This is a genomic window from Streptomyces incanus, assembly GCF_042656345.1.
Taxonomy (GTDB): domain Bacteria; phylum Actinomycetota; class Actinomycetes; order Streptomycetales; family Streptomycetaceae; genus Streptomyces; species Streptomyces incanus.
Genome location: NZ_JBHSPC010000167.1, coordinates 1 through 21,245 on the forward strand (window position 1 = coordinate 1; position 21,245 = coordinate 21,245).

The 21,245-nt window shown below is 69.0% G+C and carries 14 protein-coding genes and 1 pseudogene; 7 read left to right on the plus strand and 8 right to left on the minus strand.

All coding sequences use genetic code 11. The features are described 5' to 3' along the window. The coding region (locus ACFP2V_RS37765; RefSeq protein ID WP_381220985.1) for a helix-turn-helix domain-containing protein at window positions 1-572 on the minus strand (572 nt) is incomplete at its 3' end. A 195-nt stretch (window positions 573-767) separates the two neighbouring features. Between ACFP2V_RS37765 and ACFP2V_RS37770 the strand changes: the two genes are divergently transcribed. After that, the gene (locus tag ACFP2V_RS37770; RefSeq protein WP_381220988.1) at window positions 768-1,439 is read left to right on the plus strand and encodes an ATP-binding protein; all 672 of its coding nucleotides are present in this window, start codon (window positions 768-770) and stop codon (window positions 1,437-1,439) included. Between the two features lie 31 nt (window positions 1,440-1,470). Here ACFP2V_RS37770 and ACFP2V_RS37775 read toward each other — a convergent pair whose 3' ends face one another. After that, window positions 1,471-4,638 (minus strand): DEAD/DEAH box helicase, encoded by a 3,168-nt coding sequence (locus ACFP2V_RS37775; RefSeq protein ID WP_381220991.1) that lies wholly within the window; start codon window positions 4,636-4,638, stop codon window positions 1,471-1,473. A 372-nt stretch (window positions 4,639-5,010) separates the two neighbouring features. Between ACFP2V_RS37775 and ACFP2V_RS37780 the strand changes: the two are divergent. Beyond that, window positions 5,011-5,581: pseudogene (locus ACFP2V_RS37780) on the plus strand (IS701 family transposase); the annotation flags it as partial. 78 nt (window positions 5,582-5,659) lie between these two features. Here the strand turns inward: ACFP2V_RS37780 and ACFP2V_RS37785 are convergent. Further along, complete coding sequence (locus ACFP2V_RS37785) at window positions 5,660-6,145, minus strand: VOC family protein (RefSeq protein WP_381220994.1); 486 nt, start codon at window positions 6,143-6,145, stop codon at window positions 5,660-5,662. A 485-nt stretch (window positions 6,146-6,630) separates the two neighbouring features. On the opposite strand from ACFP2V_RS37785, the gene ACFP2V_RS37790 reads away from it, so the two are divergent. Together ACFP2V_RS37790 and ACFP2V_RS37795 are read left to right on the plus strand one after the other, a co-directional pair. Continuing rightward, window positions 6,631-7,530, plus strand: a complete 900-nt coding sequence (locus ACFP2V_RS37790) for a GNAT family N-acetyltransferase (protein WP_381220997.1) — start codon at window positions 6,631-6,633, stop codon at window positions 7,528-7,530. Between the two features lie 387 nt (window positions 7,531-7,917). Beyond that, window positions 7,918-10,998, plus strand: coding sequence for an FG-GAP-like repeat-containing protein (locus tag ACFP2V_RS37795; protein WP_381221000.1), 3,081 nt, complete (start codon window positions 7,918-7,920; stop codon window positions 10,996-10,998). Between the two features lie 54 nt (window positions 10,999-11,052). Here the strand turns inward: ACFP2V_RS37795 and ACFP2V_RS37800 are convergent, their stop codons facing one another. Then, window positions 11,053-11,568: an SEC-C domain-containing protein gene (locus ACFP2V_RS37800; protein WP_381221003.1), complete on the minus strand. Its 516-nt coding sequence runs from the start codon at window positions 11,566-11,568 to the stop codon at window positions 11,053-11,055. Window positions 11,569-11,713: 145 nt separating this feature from the next. Between ACFP2V_RS37800 and ACFP2V_RS37805 the strand changes: the two genes are divergently transcribed. Next, the gene (locus tag ACFP2V_RS37805; RefSeq protein ID WP_381221343.1) at window positions 11,714-12,796 is read left to right on the plus strand and encodes a protein kinase family protein; all 1,083 of its coding nucleotides are present in this window, start codon (window positions 11,714-11,716) and stop codon (window positions 12,794-12,796) included. Between the two features lie 262 nt (window positions 12,797-13,058). On the opposite strand, the gene ACFP2V_RS37810 is transcribed toward ACFP2V_RS37805, so the two are convergent. After that, complete coding sequence (locus tag ACFP2V_RS37810) at window positions 13,059-13,637, minus strand: nuclear transport factor 2 family protein (RefSeq protein ID WP_381221006.1); 579 nt, start codon at window positions 13,635-13,637, stop codon at window positions 13,059-13,061. Between the two features lie 82 nt (window positions 13,638-13,719). Continuing rightward, window positions 13,720-15,063: an MFS transporter gene (locus ACFP2V_RS37815; RefSeq protein ID WP_381221009.1), complete on the minus strand. Its 1,344-nt coding sequence runs from the start codon at window positions 15,061-15,063 to the stop codon at window positions 13,720-13,722. 229 nt (window positions 15,064-15,292) lie between these two features. On the opposite strand from ACFP2V_RS37815, the gene ACFP2V_RS37820 reads away from it, so the two are divergent. Further along, the gene (locus tag ACFP2V_RS37820) at window positions 15,293-16,072 is read left to right on the plus strand and encodes an IclR family transcriptional regulator (RefSeq protein WP_381221012.1); all 780 of its coding nucleotides are present in this window, start codon (window positions 15,293-15,295) and stop codon (window positions 16,070-16,072) included. Window positions 16,073-16,332: 260 nt separating this feature from the next. Here the strand turns inward: ACFP2V_RS37820 and ACFP2V_RS37825 are convergent, their stop codons facing one another. Continuing rightward, window positions 16,333-17,343, minus strand: a complete 1,011-nt coding sequence (locus ACFP2V_RS37825; protein ID WP_381221015.1) for an SEC-C domain-containing protein — start codon at window positions 17,341-17,343, stop codon at window positions 16,333-16,335. Between the two features lie 325 nt (window positions 17,344-17,668). On the opposite strand from ACFP2V_RS37825, the gene ACFP2V_RS37830 reads away from it, so the two are divergent. Next, window positions 17,669-20,878, plus strand: a complete 3,210-nt coding sequence (locus ACFP2V_RS37830; protein WP_381221018.1) for an alpha-L-rhamnosidase — start codon at window positions 17,669-17,671, stop codon at window positions 20,876-20,878. Here the strand turns inward: ACFP2V_RS37830 and ACFP2V_RS37835 are convergent. Beyond that, complete coding sequence (locus ACFP2V_RS37835; RefSeq protein ID WP_381221021.1) at window positions 20,868-21,146, minus strand: hypothetical protein; 279 nt, start codon at window positions 21,144-21,146, stop codon at window positions 20,868-20,870. The two genes, ACFP2V_RS37830 and ACFP2V_RS37835, sit on opposite strands and share 11 nt — an antisense overlap. Between the last annotated feature and the right edge of the window lie 99 nt (window positions 21,147-21,245).

Genomic DNA, 21,245 nt, shown 5'->3' on the forward strand with positions numbered 1-21,245 from the left:
TGTTCCAGTTGCTTCCGCATCACCTCGCGGCCACCGACCTGCCGCCGGAGTGCTGCCTCGTCGATCACGCACCAGATATGCGGTGGTTCCTGGCGGTCCAGCAAATCCTGGCGTTTCATACGGATATCAACCATGTGTTGCACTTCGCGCTCTTCGCACTGCACTTCCGATGCCCGGTGCACAGCCTCGGCGTAGGCGCGGGTCTGAAGGAGGCCAGGGATGTACATGCAGGCGTAGTGGTCCTCACGTACGACCTCGTCTTCGAGGGTGAGCATGAGGTTCATAGAGTCGGGGATGGGGTCGGCCAGGGAGCGCCACCAACCCTGAATCTTTGCGCCCTTCGCCAACTCGACCAGGGCTGCGCGCTCCTCGTCCGTCGCGCCGTACTCGCGACAAAGGGCATCTACAGAAGGCCACTTGACCGTACCTTCCTTCGTTTCGTAGCGGCTCAGTGTCGCCTTCGAGATGCCGACTCGGGCGCCCGCTTCCTCAAGGGTCAGCCCCTTGAGCTCCCTGAGGCGGCGCAGGTCGGCGCCCAGTTGACGCCTGCGGGTGGTGGGTCCGACTGCCATGTCTGTGGCCCTTCATGTCGATCCGGTAGATCGTCGTGGTCTTTCGCTCTGGACGGCAAGGCGGTACGCGCTGGGGGCGCGCGAGAGGGAGTCGCGCTCCCATTCCTCCAAAGAGAGAGTTCCATTTTGAGAGTTTCACTGCAACTCTGAGTTGTTGCGATGTCACTGTGCGCCAACAGGGGTGCGAGTCAGAGAGTGGGGTACGACGTGGACGGCTCTCGATGGATTTCAACGAGGCTGTGGAGCCTGCCGTTTCTAGCCGAAGCCGAGCAGGTGTCCTCCTTGCGGAGGGCTCTGCGAACGCACCTGGAGTGCTGGGGGTTGCAGGAACTGAGAGACGCCGCTGAGCTCTGCGTCAGTGAACTCGTCGCCAATGTCATCAAACACGTCGGGCCGGGGACGCCGTCCACGCTCGTGGTCTCGCTGAACAGCACCCATCTGCGCATCGCGGTACACGACCCCGATCCCCGTGCGCTTCCCACGCTTGTCCGCGCGGGTGTCGAGGCGGAGGCGGGGCGGGGGATGGCGCTCATCGAGGCCGTCAGCGACCGCTGGGGAGTCGACCTCAGCGGCGACCGGAAGGCCACCTGGTGTGAGCTGCGGGTGAGTGCTGGCAGGGTAGGCCGGCACGCAGCGCTTCCCCGCCTGGCCCGAGCCGCGGATCTGCTGAGCTTGTACGGCGGAGTGGTGTCACCGCCGCTGGGGCCTGGTCAGAGTCGGTTGGGAACGGCAGTCGCCCGAGACGCGGCGATCGGCATCATCACCGATCTCCTCTATTGGTGTCGTGTGTACGGACGGGACGCCGACGACGTACTGGACCAGGCCCAAGTGCACTTCGAGGCCGAGACCGAGGCTCGATTCCCCTGAGGAAGGCGGCTCCCGGACCGGCGTGACCGGATCAACTCGCTGCGACGGCAGCCGAGTACGTCCACACGTCGGCGGGGAGGTCGTGCTGGAGGCGCCAGGTGATCGCCATCGGCTTACTGCCGGTGTGTCTCTCGTAGGTCGCCGGGCCGAGGAGCATCCACGGCTGGGACTTCCCTATGTCCGTGTTCTTATAGCGGCGCATGAACAGCAGGACGTGGCTGCCGCGGTGCACGTGGTGCCGGTAGCGCAAGCCTGTGGGGGAATCGGCTGCAGTGGAGTTCTGGGACTCCCAGTGGAAGAGGGACGCGTTCAGCGCGTAGTCCTTGTAGCGGATGGTGGGTGAGAAATCCTTCTCGTTCTTTTCAAGAGTGATGAGGAGCGCGTCCGTCTGGAGCTCATCGACCCACTGCACGCCCTGAGCGAAGGTCCTGGGCATCTGTCCGCCGAAACGTGCGACACCGAGAGCGGCCAGGATCTCCGACCGGTTGTACGCGCTGTGGATCTTCAGCGGAACCTGGCTGAGACGGCCCGACAGGGGGATCGGGAAGTGATCGGCTTCCTGGATGGCGTACGACACCACCTGGCGGAGTTCGTCCCGGAACGCTTGCTGTGGGCGCAGGGATGCCAAGCCCTCCTCGAAGCTCGTGAACCCGCTGGCGTCGTCCCACAGGTTGAAGAACAGCATGCGGGCATACGCCTGGTCGGACGGGTCCAGCACTCCGTATGGCGGAGTGTCATCTTCCAGGAGGCGCAGGTACGCCTGAGCGCGCTCAGGGTCATCCACGTGCAGGAAGGCATGGACCCGCTTGAGCAAGGCGGCCTCACCCGACGGGCCCGCATCGTTGAGTAGACCCGCTCTACGAAGCACGGCCGTCCATGAGTTGCTGTTCTTGTACAACTCCTTGATCTCTCGACGGCTCTCCCGCAGGTAGTCAGCGAGGCGCGGGGTGCTGTATTCCTTGACCTCCTTCACCAACGTCCTGACTGTGGCGCCCAGCTGGTTCCGGATGTTGTCGAGGACGAGATCCTTCGACTTACCCTCCAGGATGATCTGGGAGCCGGACGGCAGTTGTGGAAAGTCCCGCTCGATGTGCTCGACGAGCCGGTTCCGCGAGAGGTTGGTCAGGGCTCGGAACTGTTCCTCGAAGCGGAACTCCGCCCGGTGCTGTCCGATGAAGTCGAGCACCGTGAGCACGGGCTTCGTCTCGGTGCGCCTCAGCCCTCGCCCAAGCTGCTGGAGGAAAACGGTGGCGCTGTTGGTGGGCCGGAGGAGAAGCAAGGTGTCGACGTCCGGGATGTCGAGTCCCTCGTTGAACAGGTCCACCGAGAAGATCACCTGGAGCTTGCCGTCCCGCAGATCGGACAGCGCCTGGGAGCGCACGTCCGCAGGCGAATCACTGTCCAGTGCCACAGCCTGGAAGTTGGCCCTGCGGAAGAACTCCGCCATGAAGTGGGCGTGCGCCTTGGTGACGCAAAAGCCAAGGGCACGCATGGCGCCGGGGTTGGAGACCTTGTCTCGGATCTGCTTGACCACGATGCGCGCTCGGGCTTCGTTGCCCGTGAAGAGATTGCCGAGATCCTGATCGGAGTAGGCGCCCTTCTGCCAGTTGAGGTTCGTCAGGTCCGTGCCGTCCGGGATGCCGAAGTAGTGGAAGGGGCACAGCAGGTCGTTCTCCAGCGCCTCCCAGAGCCTCATTTCGGCAGCGATGCGGCCCTTGAAGAACTCGTCCTGAACGTTCAGCCCGTCCATCCGCTCCGGGGTGGCGGTGAGGCCCAGCAGCTCTTTTGGTGTGAAGTGTTCGATGATGCGTCGGTATGTGGGGGCAGTGGCGTGGTGGAACTCATCGATGACGATGACGTCGAAGTGGTCAGGAGCCAACTGCTCCAACCTTTGAATGTTGAGCGACTGCACACTGGCGAAGACGTGGTTCCACTCCTGTGGGTCCGCGCCGCCATGCAGCAATTCTCCGAACGAGGCGTCATCCAGCACTTCTCGGTAGGTGCGCAGGGACTGCTTGAGGATTTCCTTGCGATGGGCGATGAACAGCAGCCGTGGCCGACCGTCGCTCGTCGTCCGGCAGATGCTGCGGTAGTCGAGGGCGGCCATCACGGTCTTTCCCGTACCGGTAGCCGCGACGAGCAGGTTTCGGTGGCGTCCGCGGAGCTCACGCTCGACGCTCAAACGCTCCAGCATGTCTCGCTGATGGGGGTAAGGGCGTACTTCGAGGCCAGAAAGACTGATCTTCAGGTCGGTCGTCGAGGTGGTTCCACTCGCCTGTGCCAGAGCCTCGTCGAGGCGCTCGCCGTGGAGGCCGGGGTCGTACGTCTCGAAGGCGGTGTCGTTCCAGTACGCGTCGAAGGTCGCCTCGAACTTGTCCAATACCGCGGGCGTGGCGACGGACGAGAGACGTACGTTCCACTCGAGCCCGTCCAGCAGAGCGGCCCGTGACAGGTTCGAGCTGCCGACGTAGGCGGTGTCGAACCCCGTCTTACGACGGAAGAGCCACGCCTTGGCATGCAACCGTGTCGAGCGGATCTCGTAATTGACCTTTACAGTCGCACCGAAGTCGCGCACGAGACGGTCGAGCGCGCGGCGGTCCGTTGCGCCCAAGTAGGTGGTGGTGATGACCCTGATCGGCACACCCCGCTCTTTTGCGGCGCGCAGGGAGTCCTCCAGTACGCGGATGCCGTACCACTTCACGAAGGCGCAGAGCAGATCGATCCGGTCCGCGGTGGCCAACTCGGCCCTCAGCTCTGAACCCAGGCTGAGATCCTCCGGTGAGTTGGTGAGCAGCGACGTTTCGGAGAGAGGCGTGAGTGGACGGATCGCGTAGGCCCCCGGAGCCTCCTGTTCAGCGAGGGCCAGCAACTGGCGAGGTCCGTCCACGATGGTGCCGCCGGGTTCGGCGTGGCTCTGGTCACCAGTGTTGACGTCCAGGGACGCCAGGATCTGGTTGGCGAAGGGGACCTGCTGATGGGGCGGTAGCTGCTGGAAGCGGCGAGCCACGCTTTCACCGATATGCCGAGCCAGCACATGAGGTGAGGACTCTGCGCTGACCTCGGTCTCGATGGCTTTCCACCCCGCGGACTCGAGTTGCCTCAGTTCGTCACGCACACCGTCAGTGATCAGCTTCTCGTAGACTCCCGCGACTGGCTGCGTTCCTTCCTCTATGTCTCCCACCAGAATCCCTTCGATCATCACGGTGATGTGTGCCTCAGTTCTAACAGGGGGCACCGACAATCAGAGATGTGACCATATGGTGGGCGGCACGGCAGACGAGCCCCCAACCGCCAGGTGCGCGGTCAGGAGAGGTGTCTTACTGCTTGCCCAGTCCGCCCCGTAGTTGTGATGTAGCCGGCCGATCCGGTCGGAAGCACGCGGTGCGGGTGGGAGCTCCGCGAAAGTGTGACCACTCGCGTGGAAAATGGTCACGCTTTCGCAGCCGGGGTCCTGACGGAAGGGCGTGTCAGCTATCGGTCGTCAGGCTCCTGCCTCGCTGCCGCCGCTACAGCTCATCAAAGTCGAAGGGCAGGGCCGTGACCCGAGCGGGAGTCTTGTCGAGCAGGAAATCGCGGGATCGGCTGCGTTCTTGCGGTCGCCTGCTCGGCTGAAGTCGCCACCGCTGCAGGGAAGTTCCGCGCGGATGCCCTGACCGCGAAGGTGCCCGGGCGGGCCTGGCCGCAGTGCGGCCAGGCAGGCACTGGCTGCTGATCCGCCGCAACCGCACCCCCGATGAACTCGCCTACTACCGCTGCTGGTCGCCCGCCCCGGCCCCCCTGGCCGCGCTGGTCCGCGTCGCCGGGGCGAGAGGGCGGGTGGAGGAGGCCGTCCAGTCCGGCAAGGGCCTGGCCGGACTGGACGAGCACCAGGTCCGCCGCTTCACCTCGTGGTCCCGCTGGGTCACCCTGGCCATGCTCGCCCACGCCTTCCTCGCGGCCGTCCGCGCCGACGAACATGCCCACCACCCCGGCCGGGTGAGCTGATCCCACTCACCTGCAACGAGATCCAGCGCCTGTCCGTCATGCTCGTCGTCCGGCCCGTCCACGACGCGGATCACCGGCTCGACCGGTCCCACTGGCGGGGTTGTCACCAGGCCCGATCCCGGGCCGGTCACTACCGGCGGCAAGCAGCTCGGACATGATCGAGCAGTTCGGTCGGCGAGTCCCGTCAGGTACGACGCTCGGTATTCGGTCCGGATGGCCGCGCGCACGGCACCCAGTCACCCGGCGGTGGCCAGGCGGCGCCGAAGCTCCTCCTGCGAGACGTCTTCCATGTGGGTCAGAAATACCCACATGTGGCCGGAAGGGTCCTTGAGGATGACGGTGCGGTCACCGTGGAACATGTCCTTCGGCGGCTGGAGGATCTCAGCGCCGGCGGTTTCTGCGCGCTCCGCCAGGCTGTCGACGTCCGGCACGAAGACATGCAGCGTGACGGACGTGCCTCCGCCGAGCGAGGTCGGCGCGGCGAAGGAGGCGGCCTCCGCCTCGCTCACGCCGGCGTCGCCCAGCATCAGGGTCGATCGTCCGATGGTGATCTCGGCGTGCAGAACTCCGCCGCCCGGAGCGTCGATCCTGAAGTCCTCACGGGCGCCGAACGCCCGCTGGTAGAAATCGATCGCCGCGGCTGCGTCGTCGACCATGATGTGCGGGATCACGGCATAGCGGTAACGGTGGGGAATCTCGATGCGGGCGGTGTGCTCGGGCACGGCGAACCTCCTTGAAAAGGCACCGCTGGCCGGTTCCTGCGGCTTTGGAAGGAACCTAAAAGCTCAAGTCTGGTTGAGGTCAAGCGTCGATGTGGCCCTGCAAGTGCCTGCCTGCAGACCACCTGCAGCCCCTGTCCTGCCACCCGGCAGGCACAGCTCGCCGATTCGATTACCCATCCGCCAACAGAAGCGTTGACACCGCATCAGGCATGGAGATCACGATCTACGAGCGGAGCATCAAGGCCCCACAGGCCTTTGAGAGCGCTCCGCATCGTCCCGCGAACCCCTCCTTCCAAGGGTCGCAGAAATCCATGGCCGGACCCGCGGAAGAACACGTACTGTGTGGCTCCACGCCCTGAGATGGACGGAAGGAGGCGAGTGCCGTGCGGTTCACACCTTTCCAGCGCTCCCTTTTCCGCTGTCCCGGCGTGGCTCGTCACTTCTGACCGGGAGCGCGCCAAGCAGCCTGTATCCCGGAGGAATCCATGACCGACCCGGTCATCCGCGCGCTCTCCGCGAGCGACGCCCGTCTCTTCGACGCTCTCCCCGACCCACTGGGCGCCCGTGAAGGCCACCGGCGCACCCGGTTCCGCCCCGACTGGAAGCGCGTCGTCCTGCGCGACGGCGAGGTCGTCGCACGCGGCGCGTGGTGGGGCGGCCCCGACGACCCGGAGCCCCTCAACATCAACTGGTTCGACGTGGCCGAGGGCGAGGAGGAGGCGGGTGCCGAACTCCTGCGCTCCGCCCCCTGGCAGGTCGAACTCGAGATCAATCTGCCTGCCGGCTGGCGGGACGAGCCCGACCTGCGCGCCGCCGCCGAGACACGTTTCGCCGCCGCACGAGCCGCCGGGTACGAACTCCTGGTGGAACGCTTCCTGTACCGCTGGACCCCGGAGCGAGGACTGCCCGAGCGGCCCGGACGCCTGCGCTTCAGCGCCGAACCCGACGACACGGTGTTCTTCGACGCGTTGCGCCGCATCCACTCCGTCACTCTGGACGCCCACGCGCTCAGGGCCATCGAGGAGGGCGGCCTCGACCAGGCCGCCCAGGAGGAACTCGACTTCTTCCACTGGTGCCCCTCCCCACGGGAGTGGTGGCAGATCGCGTACACGCCGGAGGGCGGCCTGGCAGGCGTCCACATCCCGGCCCACAACCCCTCCGGCCCGACCATCGGCTTCATCGGAGTCGTTCCGGAACAGCGCGGTCACGGCTACGCCTACGATCTCCTCGCGGAGTGCACCCACTTCCTCGTCGAGGAGGGTGCGGAGTTCATCAGCGGAGGGACCGACCAGGGCAACTTCCCCATGGCCGCGAACTTCGCCAAGGCCGGCTTCCCCGTCGTCAGCGAACGCATCAACTTCCACCCGGGGCGCCGAGCGGCCTAGCGAGGAGCAGCACGCGGTGAGGGGTCCGGTTCGAGGACGGGTCCGGATCCCTCGTCCGTGACGTGCGGGATCTCTGCTGTGGCAGGCAGCCACCGTCTCGTCGTCGGTCCACACGACCAAGGACTCGCACGGTCTCGACGAGGGCGACCATGGTCAGCGCCGGGCCGAGCACATGTCTGATCGCGCCGGCCCGGGCCGGCGGCAGCTCACCGAGGAGCTCGGCACGTGAGGGGCCGACGGCCGTGCGGCGAGCGGGTGTTACGATCCGGCGACTTGGCGGGGGAGGACGATCGGGGCCCTTGGGGCGGCCGTTCGCCATCTGTGGTGCACGTGATGCGTCGTACGTCCTCCTCAACGCCTCTTCTGTGTTCTCCGGGGAGGATCCGCGTGACCGAACGCGCGCTTATACGTGTCAGCATCGCCGCCACCGCGTCATTCGCGATGGCCCTGGGCGTCGGGCCGCTGTCGCCCCTCGCCCATGCCGGACCGGCCGCGGAGGTCGTGGTCCCGGCGGCCACCTCCCTGGTGCCGAGGTCGTCCGTCCTGAGCGCGGGCCCCACGGGATTCCTGCGTTACGAGCCGGGCCGCGGCCACCTGTGGACCACCTACGCGGGCGTGGACACCGTGGTCGACGCCGCTGCCACCGAGGCGCGGGGACAGATGGTGTTCGGCGCCGGCTCGGACGTCGTGGCCCGGCACGACGGCACCGCCGGGACCGTGATGTTGCGGAACATGACGACCGGGGAGACCGGTGTCGTCCCCCTCCCCGCCGGCCGCCACACCTACCAGGGCACGCTCGGCTCCACCGTCGTGACCACCGCGCCGTCGGACGGCGAGAAGTGGCACCTGCTCGACCTTCAGGACGGCGCGGTGCGCCACCGCACCGTGGCGGACACCCCGTCAGGCATCACCGCGGTCTTCACGAGCAACGCCCCCGTGGGCGACGCCCACGGCATGCTGGTGCAGTACCGGGTCGACGGCCGGGTGGAGACCGGTTGGCTCGACACCGACGAGGGCCGGCTGGTCCGGCTGCCGTACAACACGGCCTTCGGTGACTCGCGCGTGGTCCTCACCTCCACGCACCTGCTGTCGTGGCAGGACTCCGCCGTCTCCGTGTACTCGCGGCAGGACCTGACCGCCGCTCCCCGCACGGTGCCGCTGTCGGGCACCGGCCGGCTGCTGGGCATGGTCGGCGACACCCTGCTCGTGACCCGCCACGACTCCTCGCTGGGCCGCATGGACGGGAGCCTGCCCGTCTGGCGCGTCGAGGCGGTGGGCCCGGACGGCTCGGTGCGGGGGACGCTGCTGGACAGGGCGCTGAACTACCCCGCCGTCCCCGCCCCCGACGGCGGACTCCTGGTGGCCGCCGGCCCCGACACCGCGGACTGGGGCGTGAACCTGGTCCAGGCCGGTCCCGGCGGCGCCCCCACCGCCCGGCGGGTCGCCGGCTCCGAGGCGGTCTCCCTGGCCAACACGGTGCAGGCCCTGAGTCTGACGCAGGGCCGGCTGACGACCATGGAACGCGACCGCTCGCGCGATCAGAGCGGCCTGTACGGCCGGACGGTCGAGGTCACCGGCTCCCTCACCTTCGGACGGCACACCGACCGCGGGCCCGTCCCCGCCGAGTACGAACGGTGCGCGTGGCAGGACTGCGTGTGGATGCTCGACACCGGCGACGGGCGGACGGTCTTCTGGGGACGGCAGGGGAGCGAGGGAGCGTCCCCCCAGCCCCGAGTGGTCGCGGAGGGGGCGTCCCTGCCCGGCACGCCGCTCGATGCGTCGCGGACGTACGACCTGGTGAGCGAGGCCGGGGGCCGCTTCGTCGCCCTGCGCACCCACAGGGGCGGCACCTCGGGCGCGCAGACCGCGGTCGTCGACCTCGACACCGGCAAGACGGTGCTGACCGTGCCGGAGCAGGCCGAGGCCCTGTGGGGCACCACCCTGTGGGTCAGGGACGGCAACGACAGCGTGGTCCCGATCGACCTGCGCACCGGGAAGCGCGGCGAGTCCGTGTGGTTCGGCCGCGGCTGCCTCCTGGAGGACCTGCAGGCAGTCCGGGAGTGGCTGCTGTGGTCCTGCGTGGGCTCTGCCGAGAGCCAGGGCGTCCACAACACCGCCACGGGGAAGAAACTGATCCTCAAGACCGGGGCCGGGTCCTACGGGCGTGCGGAGCTCGGCGACGGCTTCGTCGTGACCGTCAAAGAGGGAAAGCTCCAGGTGAACGACGTCCGCGGCGGGACGGCCGTGTCGCACACGGTGGAGTCCTCCACCGCCTGGAACGCCTGGGACGTCGATCCCCACACCGGCCTGATCGCCCACACCGACGACAAGAGCAACATCCGCCTCGTGTCCAGCGGCGTCCCCGTGTCGCCGCTCGAGCAGACGGACACGGTCGTCGCCGGGTCGGCGAACGTCAAGGGCGGTGCGGCGCCGTGGCGGCCGAAGTGGTGGCTGTCCAAGCCCGCCGCATCCTGGAAGCTCGCGCTCAAGCACAAGCCGACCGGGAAAACGGTGCGCACCCTCTCCGGCGGTGAGGTGCGCGGCGCGGTGACGGCGTCGTGGAACGGCAAGGACGGATCAGGCAGGCTCGTGCCCAACGGCGCCTACACCTGGACGCTGACCGCGACCCCCGCCGACGGTCGGGGCACCGCCCTGACCAGGACCGGGACGGTGAAGGTGTCCGGCGCCGCGGCGGTGCTGCGCGACCACGCCGGATCGGACGGCTTCGGCGACCTGCTCACCCTGAACTCCTCCGGCGCCCTCACCTTCCAGCAGGGCACCGGCAAGGGCGCCTTCTCCGGGAAGGTGAGCGGCAGCGGCTGGGCGACGAGCGTGAAGGCGGTGCCGCTCGGCGACCTGAACGGGGACCGCTGCAACGACACCCTGGTCCGGTTCAGCAGCGGGACGGTGCGCCTGTACCGGCCCGCCTGCGGAGCGGCACTCAAACCGTCCACGCCGTACACGACGATCTCGACGGGCAGCGGCTGGAAGCAGTACGACATCCTGACCTCGCCCGGCGACGTCACCAAGGACGGCCGCCCGGACCTGATCGCCCGCAACTCCTCCACCGGCGCCGTCTACCTCTACAAGGGCACCAGCACCGGGAAGCTGTCGTCCCGCGTGAAGCTCTTCAGCAACTGGAAGGGCTACAAGAAGGTGGTCGGCGCCGGCGACCTGAACGGCGACGGCATCGGCGACCTGCTCGTGCAGGACAAGTCGAACACCCTGTACCGCCTCGACGGCACGGGCAAGGGCACCTTCAAGTCCCGGGCCAAGGTCGCCGCCGGCTGGGGCAGCTCGTACAACGCGGTCGTCGGCGTCGGTGACATCACCGGCGACGGCAAGGCCGACCTCGTCGCCCGGGACACCTCCGGCAACCTCTTCCGGCAGAACGGCACCGGCAAGGGCACCTTCGGCGGACGCACGAAGATCGCGACCGGCTGGAAGGGCTACAAAGCCCTTTCCTGACCCGACGGCAGACCGTTCCCGGTCGGTGGGCGGGAGAGGGGACCGGGCCCGCCGTCACCCCGTCATCCCGTGGCATTCCCCGTACGCGCGGCCCGAGCCGCACCAGCAGGCGGCCGACCGTTGCGGGGGCCAGGGGAGGGCGCGGCCCCGGGCCGCCAGGGTGGTGGCGTACTGGGGAAGGAGGTCGGTGTCGTCCGGGGTGGTGGCCTCGGTGCGGTCCGCGGTGGGGAAGGCGGCGATGATGGTGTGGTGGTCGGTGCCGGGCGCCCGCAGGACGCGGGAGTCGTGGCGGCCGGGCGGGAAGGGCTCCGCGATCGAGGGGTCCTGCGTCCCGTTGACGAACAGCAGGCGGGTGCCGCTGCGGCGGACCCTGCGGTCGATGTCCGGCATCGCGCCCGGGTCGAAGCGCACGGGGATGTCGCGGGGGACGAGGGAGCGCGGTTCGACGGCGCCCGGGTGGCGCAGCAGGCAGGCCAGGCGGACGAGTTCGGAGTCGATGGGCGGAGGTGGCCTGCGAGGTCGTCGCGTTCCCCTGATCGTGGCGTCGCTCTTCCCGTACAGTGCCGGCAAGAGGGTGGGTGTTCAGGTCTGTCATCACACACGGATGCCGGACGCCCTTCACCCGCTCCGGAGGCCACACCACAGAGCCGCGGTCGCGCTCGGCAGGAGCGCGTAGCCATGGAAGGGTCGAGGCCGGCGACCAGGGGAGGCAGCCCTGAAGTGCCCTGACAGGTCGCCTGGTGCGCGTCGCGCCGTCCACAGTGCCGTTTCCACCACCCTGGCCCTGTGCAGTGATCGCGCCCTGCGCGAGCTCGTGGACGTCGCCACGCCGATCGGTTCCGGCATCGGCGGCAAGTCGGCCCTGCTGGAGGTCGCCGGAACACCGGTCTTCGTGAAGCGGGTGCCCCTCACCGATCCGGAGAGGCAACCGGACAGCGTCCGGTCCACGGCGAACCTGTTCGGGCTGCCGGCCTTCTGCCAGTACGGCATCGGCACCATCGGCACGCCGGGCTTCGGGGCCTGGAGGGAACTCGCCGTGCACACCATGACGACGAACTGGGTGCTCGCGGGGGAATACGAGGGCTTCCCCCTGATGTACCACTGGCGGGTGCTGCCGGACTCCACGCCCCTGCCCGAGGAACTGGCCGACGTCGAACGGGCTGTTGCCTACTGGGGCGGTGGACCGCAGGTGCGCCGCCGGATCGAGGCGCTCCAGCAGTCCTCGGCGAGCGTCGCGTTGTTCCTGGAGTACGTCCCACAGAACCTGCACCAGTGGCTGGGCGAGCGGATGGACGCCGGCGGGGAGGCCGCCGACCGGGCCTGCGCCATGGTGGAGAGGGAGCTCGAAGCCGGGACCTCGTTCATGAACAGCCGCGGCCTCCTGCACTTCGACGTCCACTTCGAGAACATCCTGACCGACGGCCGACGCCTGTTCTTCGCGGACTACGGGCTTGCGGTCTCCTCCCGATTCGAGCTGTCGCCGGAGGAGGCAGGCTTCTTCGACCGGCATCGGACCTACGACCGCTGCTACTCGGTCAGCTACCTGGTGAACTGGCTGGTCACCGCCCTGTACGGATACCGGAGAGACGACCGTGAGGCGCAGGTGCGCGCGTATGCGCAAGGCGAACGTCCCACGGAAATTCCAGCGGAGGCCGCGGCGATCCTCGCCCGACACGCGCCGCTCACCGCAGTGATGGCGGACTTTTTCCGCACGTTCGAGCGCGAGAGCAGGGAGACCCCGTACCCGCTGGAGGAGATCCGCCGGATGGGCCGTATGTACAACCCGCCCATCGACTGACGGACCATTGAGGCCCCCCGGAGCCGACGTCAGCTGTCCACGGAGACGAAAGCCGCCACGCGTCGGTTCCGGGCACTCCCCGTGCGGGGTCAGAACCGCGTCAGCACCGCGCCCCCTGCTCCGGCGGCCGGAAAGCCGATGACCCCGCCCCCGGGGGAAAAGGGCGAGGTCATCGGTGCTCATGGCGTTGCGGGTCGCTCCGCGGGCGCGGGGCTCGTCCCGCGGCCGGCGGCGGGGCCGTGGCCGGGTACGGGACAGGGGGTCACTCGGGCCGCAGCGGACCGCGGCCGAACATCGAGAGCACCTCGTAGCTCTTGTCCGCGGGGCCGGGCTCGCTCATCTCCATCGCGAACCCGCCGGTGAACAGCTCCCGGTCCACGGGGCGTTCATGGATCCAGTCCCGGATCACCTCGCGGAAGGTGATCTTCCAGACACCGTCCCGCTCCTCGTACCGGTTGAACGTGCGGCTGGCGGCGATCAGTTCGCGTGACGGGTCACCGAACCGGTGGTACGAGAGGCGGTGGGTCTCCCCCTCGGCGGTCTTGCCGTCCACCTTGTACCACTCGTTCAGCAGGTAGTGGGTGGTGTTCTCGAACCGGGGCTTGAACTCGTCGATGATCCAGTTCACCCATTCGTCCACCCCGCCTTCCTTCATGTCGCCCAGGCGGACGAAGGCGTCCTCGAAGTAGATCGATTTCAGCAGCTGGGCGTCACGCCGGTCGATCCCGCGGCAGTAGGCGACCTCGAGGTCGTGCAGCCGGTCCTTGACCTTCAGTTCCCTCAGGAGGCGAAGGTCCTCCTCGGTCACCACGCTGTCGGCGCGAGCCACATCGTCAGTCATCGCTTCTCTCTCTCGGGTGGGGGATTCAGGCAGGCAGGTAGGGGAACGCGGGAGCGGGTACGGCGGCGGGGTGCGGACCCCGTCACGCCTCGAGCTGTCGGCCGGTACGGTCCGGGAGCAGGCGGATGGCGACGGCGGACACCAGGATCGTGAGGAGCCCGTAGCCGGTGACCAGTGCCGTTCCGTTGTCCGAGATCTGCATCAGCCAGGTCGCGAGGAACGGGGCCGGCGCGGCGAAGATCATGTTTCCGCAGGTGAGGCCGAGGGCCGAGCCGGTGTACCGGATCGGGGTCGGCAGTGCCTCGGCGTAGAAGGCGCCCTGGCAGCCCGTCATGAACTGCACACCGCACAGTGCGCCCGTGACGGCGAGCGCGGCCATCCACCAGTTGCCCGTGTTCAGGATCAGGAAGAAGGGGATGAGGAAGGCCAGCAGGATGGCGAGGCCGGTGAACAGGACGCGCTTGCGGCCGATCCGGTCGCTGCTCCAGCCGCCGAGCAGGCTCGCCCCGATGGAGATCGTGTTCGCGACGACCATCAACCCGAACGTGGAGCTCTTGTCGAATCCGAGCTCGCCCGTGAGGTAGCTGGTGGCGAAGGTGACCATGATGTAGTAGAGCGCCCCCGGCGCGGCCCAGGCGAGCACCAGCAGCGTGACCGTCTTCCGGTGCTGCTTCAGCAGTCCGCGGGCCGGCTGCTCGCTCTTGCCCTCGCTGGCGAGGAAGGTCGGGGTCTCCTCGACGCGGTGCCGGATGTAGTAGCCGACGGCGATGAGCGCCACACTCATCAGGAAGGGCACCCGCCAGCCCCAGCCGTTGAACTGCTCCTCGGTGAGCCACGCCGCGAGGCCGGTCAGCGAGAGGGTGGCGAGCACCTGACTGATCGGTGATCCCACCGACATCAGGGCACCCGCGATACCGCGACGCCGGTTCGGCGAGTGCTCCATCACCATGAGCTGCGACCCGGTCAGTTCGCCCCCCAGGGCGAAGCCCTGCAGGAAGCGCAGGGCCACCAGCGCGGCCGGAGCCAGGATGCCCACAGTGGCGTAGGTCGGAAGCAGGCCGATCAGCACCGACGCGGCGCCCATGAGCAGCAGTGTGACCATGAGGACGTTCCGGCGGCCGAGTCTGTCGCCCAGCATGCCGAACAGGAGGCCGCCCAGGGGGCGTGCCACCAGTCCGACGCCGAAGGTCGCGAACGAGGCCAGCAGCGCGGTACCCGGCGCAAGGTCGGGGAAGAACAACTGCGGGAACACCGTGGCCGACAACGCGCCGTACACGGAGAAGTCGAACCACTCCAACGCGGAACCCAGCGCGCCGCTGACGACCGCCCGCCGGGCGGCGGGTGTCCCGCTCCCGGCCTCCGCACCCCCCGATGCCGCAACCGGCTGGCCTGTTTCGGCCTGCTCGTCGAGTTCACTGGCTCTCATCGCTTCACCCTCCTTGGTGTCCTCATTGCGCGGCACGTCACTCGAACTCACCGGCGGTTCACGCCTCTACGGCCACTTACGTCACGGGCGCACAGAGGGGTGTTCTCGCGCCCAGTAGTCCGCACCACGCACGACACCCGTTCGGTGTGCGTTCATCTGCGAACGACGTGAGCATTCACTATGAGGGATTGACTAGTCAATCATTCCCTGTATGTGGGAACATTCACTCGTGAATACTCTCCAGACCGTGGACCGGGCACTTCGACTGCTCGTACTGGCCCAGCGGGAGCCGGTCATCACCCTCGCCCGTGCCGCCGACGAACTGGGCGTGGGAACCTCCGTCGCCCATCGGCTCCTGGCCACCCTCGAGGCCCACGGCTTCGTGCGCCGCTCACTCGACGGCCCCGGCTACCGCCTCGGCCCGGCCATGACCAGCGCCCGCCCCGCCCACGCCGACACGGACTTCACCCACCTCGTCCAGGACGACCTGCTCGAGCTGCAGGCGGCAACCGGCGAGACCGTGGAATTCGCGGTCCTCGAAGGGCAGGCGGTCCGCTACATCTACGGCATCGCCTCACAGCACCACATGCGCATCGAGGCCAGAGCGGGAACGGTCCTTCCCGCGCACATCTCGGCCTGCGGACGAGCGCTCCTCGCCACCCTCACGACCGACCAGCTCCACCGGATCTACCCCAACGAACCCCTCCCGCACGGGGCGAAAACCCTCACCCCGACCCGCACGGCCCTCGAAACGGAGCTGGAGAACGTCCGGCAGCGCGGCTACGCGCGCAACGTCGAGGAGACCCAGCCCGGCATCGCGGCACTCGCGCAGACCCTCCCCACCCCGCAGGGTTATCCGCCCATCGCCATCACCATCTCGGGGCCGCAAGCACGTCTGTGCTTCACACGCGACGACCCCGGAACCCCGTCCGAGACGGCACTCACCCAAGCCCTGCGTCAGGCGACACAGAAGATGCAGGCGAAACTCACCTCAAAGCTTCAGCACTGAGGGCTGCCCCGTCACCCAACAGCCCCCAACCCCCGGCGGGCGCACGACGCCGGCCACGGCGCCTCGCCGCGCGGTCGGAGCGTCCGCGTACATCCGGTACGCGGACGTACGCGGACGCTCCTGCGCCTTGCGACGCACCGCATCCGACGCCGCGCGCCGGTCCACCGCGGCTGACGGGACAGCCCCGGGCCCGACCCCTCACGACGGCCGTCGGGTTCTTTGCCGGTCGGGGCGGGGCTGTCGCCTCGGCTGCCCGCCGCTCACACGCCGTGGCACTCCCCGTACGGGCGGCCCGAGCCGCACCAGCAGGCGGCCGAGCGCTGCGGCGGCCAGGGCAGGGCGCGGCCCCGGGCCGCCAGGGTGGTGGCGTACTGGGGGAGGAGGGCGGCGTCGTCGGGAGTGGTGCCCTCGGAGGCGGCGAAGGCCTCGTACGAGGGGACGGTGCCGGTGACGATGCCCAGGTTGGGGGTGCCGGAGGCGGCGAGTTCGCGCAGGGCCGTCTCTATCGTGGCCAGGTGCTCCTCGTGCGAGGGGTATTCGGTGGCGAGGGAGGGATACGCCTCCAGGAGCTCGGTCAGTTCGTCCGCCGGCCAGTGGAGGACCGCCACCGGGAAGGGGCGGGACAGGGCCATGCGGTAGGCGCCCACCTCCGCTCGCAGACGGGTGATCTCCGCCTCCAGCTCCGCCGGGTTCTCCGAGCCCAGCGACCAGACGCGCTTCGGGTCGTGGAGTTCGTCCAGGGTGACCGGCAGGCTGTGGAGGGTGTCCGCCAGGGCGTCCCACTCGTCGTGCGCCGCGCCCAGCATCCTGCGCACGCGGTGGCGGCCGAAGAGGAGCGGGTGGGTGGTGGCCGGGGGCTCCGGTACGTCGGTGAGCAGAAGGCGTACCGCCTCCGTGAACGTCTCGTGTGCCTGCTCCAGCTCGTCGTGGGCCTCCAGGGACTCCGCGACGACCACCCAGGGGGCCGGGTCGCGCGGGGCCGCGGTGCGGATGCCGTCGATGATGGCTCGGGCCTCCGCCTCGTGGTCGTACTCCCAGAGGTTCGAGGCCTTCAGGGCACGGACCAGGTACGGACTCTCCAGCCCCGCTTCGGAGGCCAGGAGACGGTCGTAGAGGGCGGCCGCGGCGGGGCGGTCGCCGGAGAGTTCGAGGTGGGCGGCGGCCCGGAGCAGCAGGGCTTCGGCGTCCTCGGGATACAGGCCGGCGGTCCGCTCCAGGCGTGCCGCTTCGGCGGTGTGGTCGACGTTTTCGGCGGGCGTGTCGGGGCGCATGGGAGACACCGTACTGCCGACCGGTGACAGAGAAGAGACAGCCGCAGGTCGGCGGCTTGCCCGAGGGCGGACGTTTGGGCCCGCATGCGCGTCGCCGTCATTCCTTTTCTTGATCATTTTGAAAGGGTTCAATTTCCCTGCGCATGGCCGAATTGGGCCGACCCCCTCGCTTCCATCGTTTACTCGGTGGGCTTCGCGAAAGGCTGTGCACGCTTATTGACGGGTCTCTGGCATTCCCTTTACGTTCGCGTGAATCGATTCACCGACGATCGCCACCCTCTACGACTCACCTCTACGACTCACCCCCCTCTCTGATGGAGCCGCTGTGATCAGTAGAAGGAACATCCTCGCGAGCGCCGTGGCCACGGTGGGCGCCGTGGCCGCAGGAGCGGCGCCGGCGGTGGCCGCGCCCTCCGCCGCGCCCTCCGCCGCGCGCAAGGGAGGGAGCGCCTTACGGGTGACCTCTCCGACGGTCGAGTACGTGCGCGAGCCTCTGGGTCTGGACGTGGCCCGACCGCGTCTGAGCTGGCCGTTGACCGCGACCGCGCCGGGGCAACGGCAGAGCGCCTACCAGGTGCGCATCGCGTCGAGCGTTGCCCGCCTGTCCCGCCCGGACGTGTGGGACAGCGGCAAGGTCGCCTCGGCCGAGTCCGTTCTCGTCTCCTACGACGGACCCCGGCTCGAGCCGCGTACGCGCTACCACTGGTCGGTGCGCGTCTGGGACGCCGGCGGAGCCGTCTCGCCGTGGAGCGAACCGTCCTGGTGGGAGACCGGCCTGATGGACGAGGCCGAGTGGTCCGCGCGGTGGATATCCGCTCCCGCCTCCCTCACGGAACCCCCCTCCATGGAAGGCAGTTCGTGGATCTGGTTCCCCGAGGGCGAACCGACGCAGAGCGTTCCGGCGGACACCCGGTGGTTCCGTCTCTCCGTCGACCTCCCGGACGCCGTCACCGCGGCCACGCTGGTGCTCAGCGCGGACGACGCCTACGTCGCCTCCGTCAACGGCACCGAAGTGGCGAGCACCGCCCTGGACTCGGACGAGCGGAGATGGCGCCGCCCGGACGTCATCGACGTCCTCGAGCACCTACGCTCCGGCACGAACATCCTGGCCGTCTCCGCGACCAACCGCACGGTCGGCCCCGCCGGCCTCATCGGCGTGCTCGCTCTGACCACGGCCTCCGGCGAGCGCAGGATCGTCACCGACGGCGCGTGGAAGTCCACCGACCGGGAGCCGGCCGACGACTGGCGCGAGCGGGACTTCGACGACACCGGGTGGCAGGCCGCCAAGGTGGCCGCCGCCTGGGGCGCCGGGCCGTGGGGCGAGGTCGTGCCGGTGCTGTTCGCCGCCCACCAGCTCCGCCACGAGTTCAGGCTGCCGCGCAAGAAGGTCGCACGCGCCCGTCTGTACGCCACGGCCCTCGGCGTGTACGAACCCCACCTCAACGGCAAGCGGGTGGGCAACGATCAACTGGCACCCGGCTGGACCGACTACAACAAGCGCGTGCAGTACCAGACCTACGACGTGACCGACGCGCTCCGCCCGGGAGCCAACGCCCTCGGCGTCCACCTCGCCCACGGCTGGTACGCGGGCAACATCTGCTGGTTCGGGCCGCACCAGTACGGGGAACACCCAGGGTTGCTGGCGCAGTTGGAGGTCGAGTACGCCGACGGGACGAGCGAGCGCATCACCACCGGGCCCGACTGGCGTGCCGCCCAGGGGCCGATCATCTCCGCCGACCTGCTGGCGGGCGAGACCTACGACGCCCGCAAGGAGACGGCCGGGTGGACCTCGCCCGGATTCGACGACGGAGCCTGGGCACCGGTACGCGGCACCGACGCCGCCGCCCCGCCGCGGATCGTCGCGCAGGTGGACGGCCCCGTACGCATCGAGAAGGAACTCCGCACCCAGAAGGTCACCGAACCCAAGCCGGGCGTCTTCGTCTTCGACCTGGGCCAGAACATGGTCGGCTCGGTGCGGCTGCGCGTGTCGGGTAAGGCGGGCACCGCGGTGCGGCTGCGGCACGGCGAGGTCCTCAACCCCGACGGCACCCTCTACACCGCCAACCTGCGGTCGGCCGCCGCGACGGACACCTACATCCTGAAGGGGACCGGTACGGAGGTCTACGAGCCGCGCTTCACCTTCCACGGCTTCCGCTACGTCGAGGTGACCGGATTCCCCGGCACGCCGCCGGCGTCGGCCGTGACCGGGCGGGTCATGCACACCTCCGCACCCTTCACGCTCACCTTCGAGACCGACGTGCCGATGCTCAACCAGCTGCACCGCAACATCACCTGGGGGCAGCGCGGCAACTTCCTCTCCATCCCGACGGACACGCCGGCCCGTGACGAACGACTGGGCTGGACCGGCGACATCAACGTCTTCGCGCCCACCGCCACCTACACGATGGAGTCCGCCCGCTTCCTCACCAAGTGGCTGGTCGACCTCCGCGACGCACAGGCGTCCGACGGCGCGTTCACGGACGTGGCCCCGCAGGTCGGCGACATCGGCAAGGGCGTCGCGGGCTGGGGAGACGCGGGGGTCACGGTCCCGTGGGCCCTGTACGGGACATACGGCGACCGGCAGGTCCTCGAAGACGCCTGGCCGTCCGTCCAGGCCTGGCTGCGTCACCTGGAGAAGAACAGCACCGGCCTGCTGCGGCCGGCCGAGGGATACGGCGACTGGCTGAACGTGTCCGACGAGACGCCCAAGGACGTCATCGCCACCGCCTACTTCGCGCACAGCGCCGACCTCGCGGTACGGATCGCGAAGGAACTGGGGAAGGATCCCGCACCCTACGCCGACCTCCACGCACGCGTACGCACCGCGTTCGAGAGGGCGTACGTGACGGCCGACGGCCGGGTGAAGGGAGACACCCAGACCGCCTACGTCCTCGCCCTGTCCATGAACCTGGTCCCGGACGCCCTGCGCGCGGCCGCGGCCGACCGCCTGGTCGCCCTCATTGAAGCGCGGGACTGGCACCTGTCGACCGGATTCCTCGGCACCCCGCGCCTGCTGCCCGTCCTCACCGACACCGGCCACACCGAGGTCGCCTACCGCCTGCTGCACCAGCGCACCTTCCCGAGCTGGGGCTTCCAGATGGACAAGGGCGCGACCACCATGTGGGAGCGCTGGGACTCCCTCCAGCCGGACGGCGAGTTCCAGTCCCCGGGCATGAACTCCTTCAACCACTACGCCTACGGCTCAGTGGGGGAGTGGATGTACGCCAACATCGCCGGCATCGCCCCGGGCCGGGCGGGCTACCGGCAGATCGTCATCCGCCCGCGCCCGGGCGGCGAGGTCACCTCCGCCCGGGCCACCTTCACCTCCCTCTACGGCCCGGTGTCCACCGCCTGGGAGCAACGGTCCGGCCGCTTCCGGCTGTCGTGCGGCGTGCCGGCGAACACCACCGCCGAGGTGTGGATCCCGACGGACAACCCCAAGCGCGTCAAGCACACCCACGGAACCTTCGTGCGTGCGGAGGACGGCTTCGCCGTCTTCGAGGTGGGATCGGGAAGCCACCGGTTCACCGTGTGACAGCGGCGCGGTCCGCCCTCCCGGCCCCGATCGTGTAGGCCGGAGGGCGGACCGCGAGGGGGCGGCGGGGGCGGACCGCGAGGGGGCGGCGGGGACGTGCCGGTTGCACCGTGACCCCGTCGAGCCGCAGTGTCTGCACCGACTTCGCCGCGAACGGCACGCTCACCGAGGTGCCGGTCAGACGGATGTCGGAGTGGGCCGTGCAGAGGTCGTCGCTGCCCGTCGTCACCGTGTTCCAGTGCGGAACCGGGGTGCCCGCACCGCCCACGCGCCGCCACGGTGAATGCCGCGCCCGCGGAACTGTTCCGCCGGTCCCGCACGTTGGGACGGTGAACAGAGCACGACAGGGCAGTACAGGACGGGACCG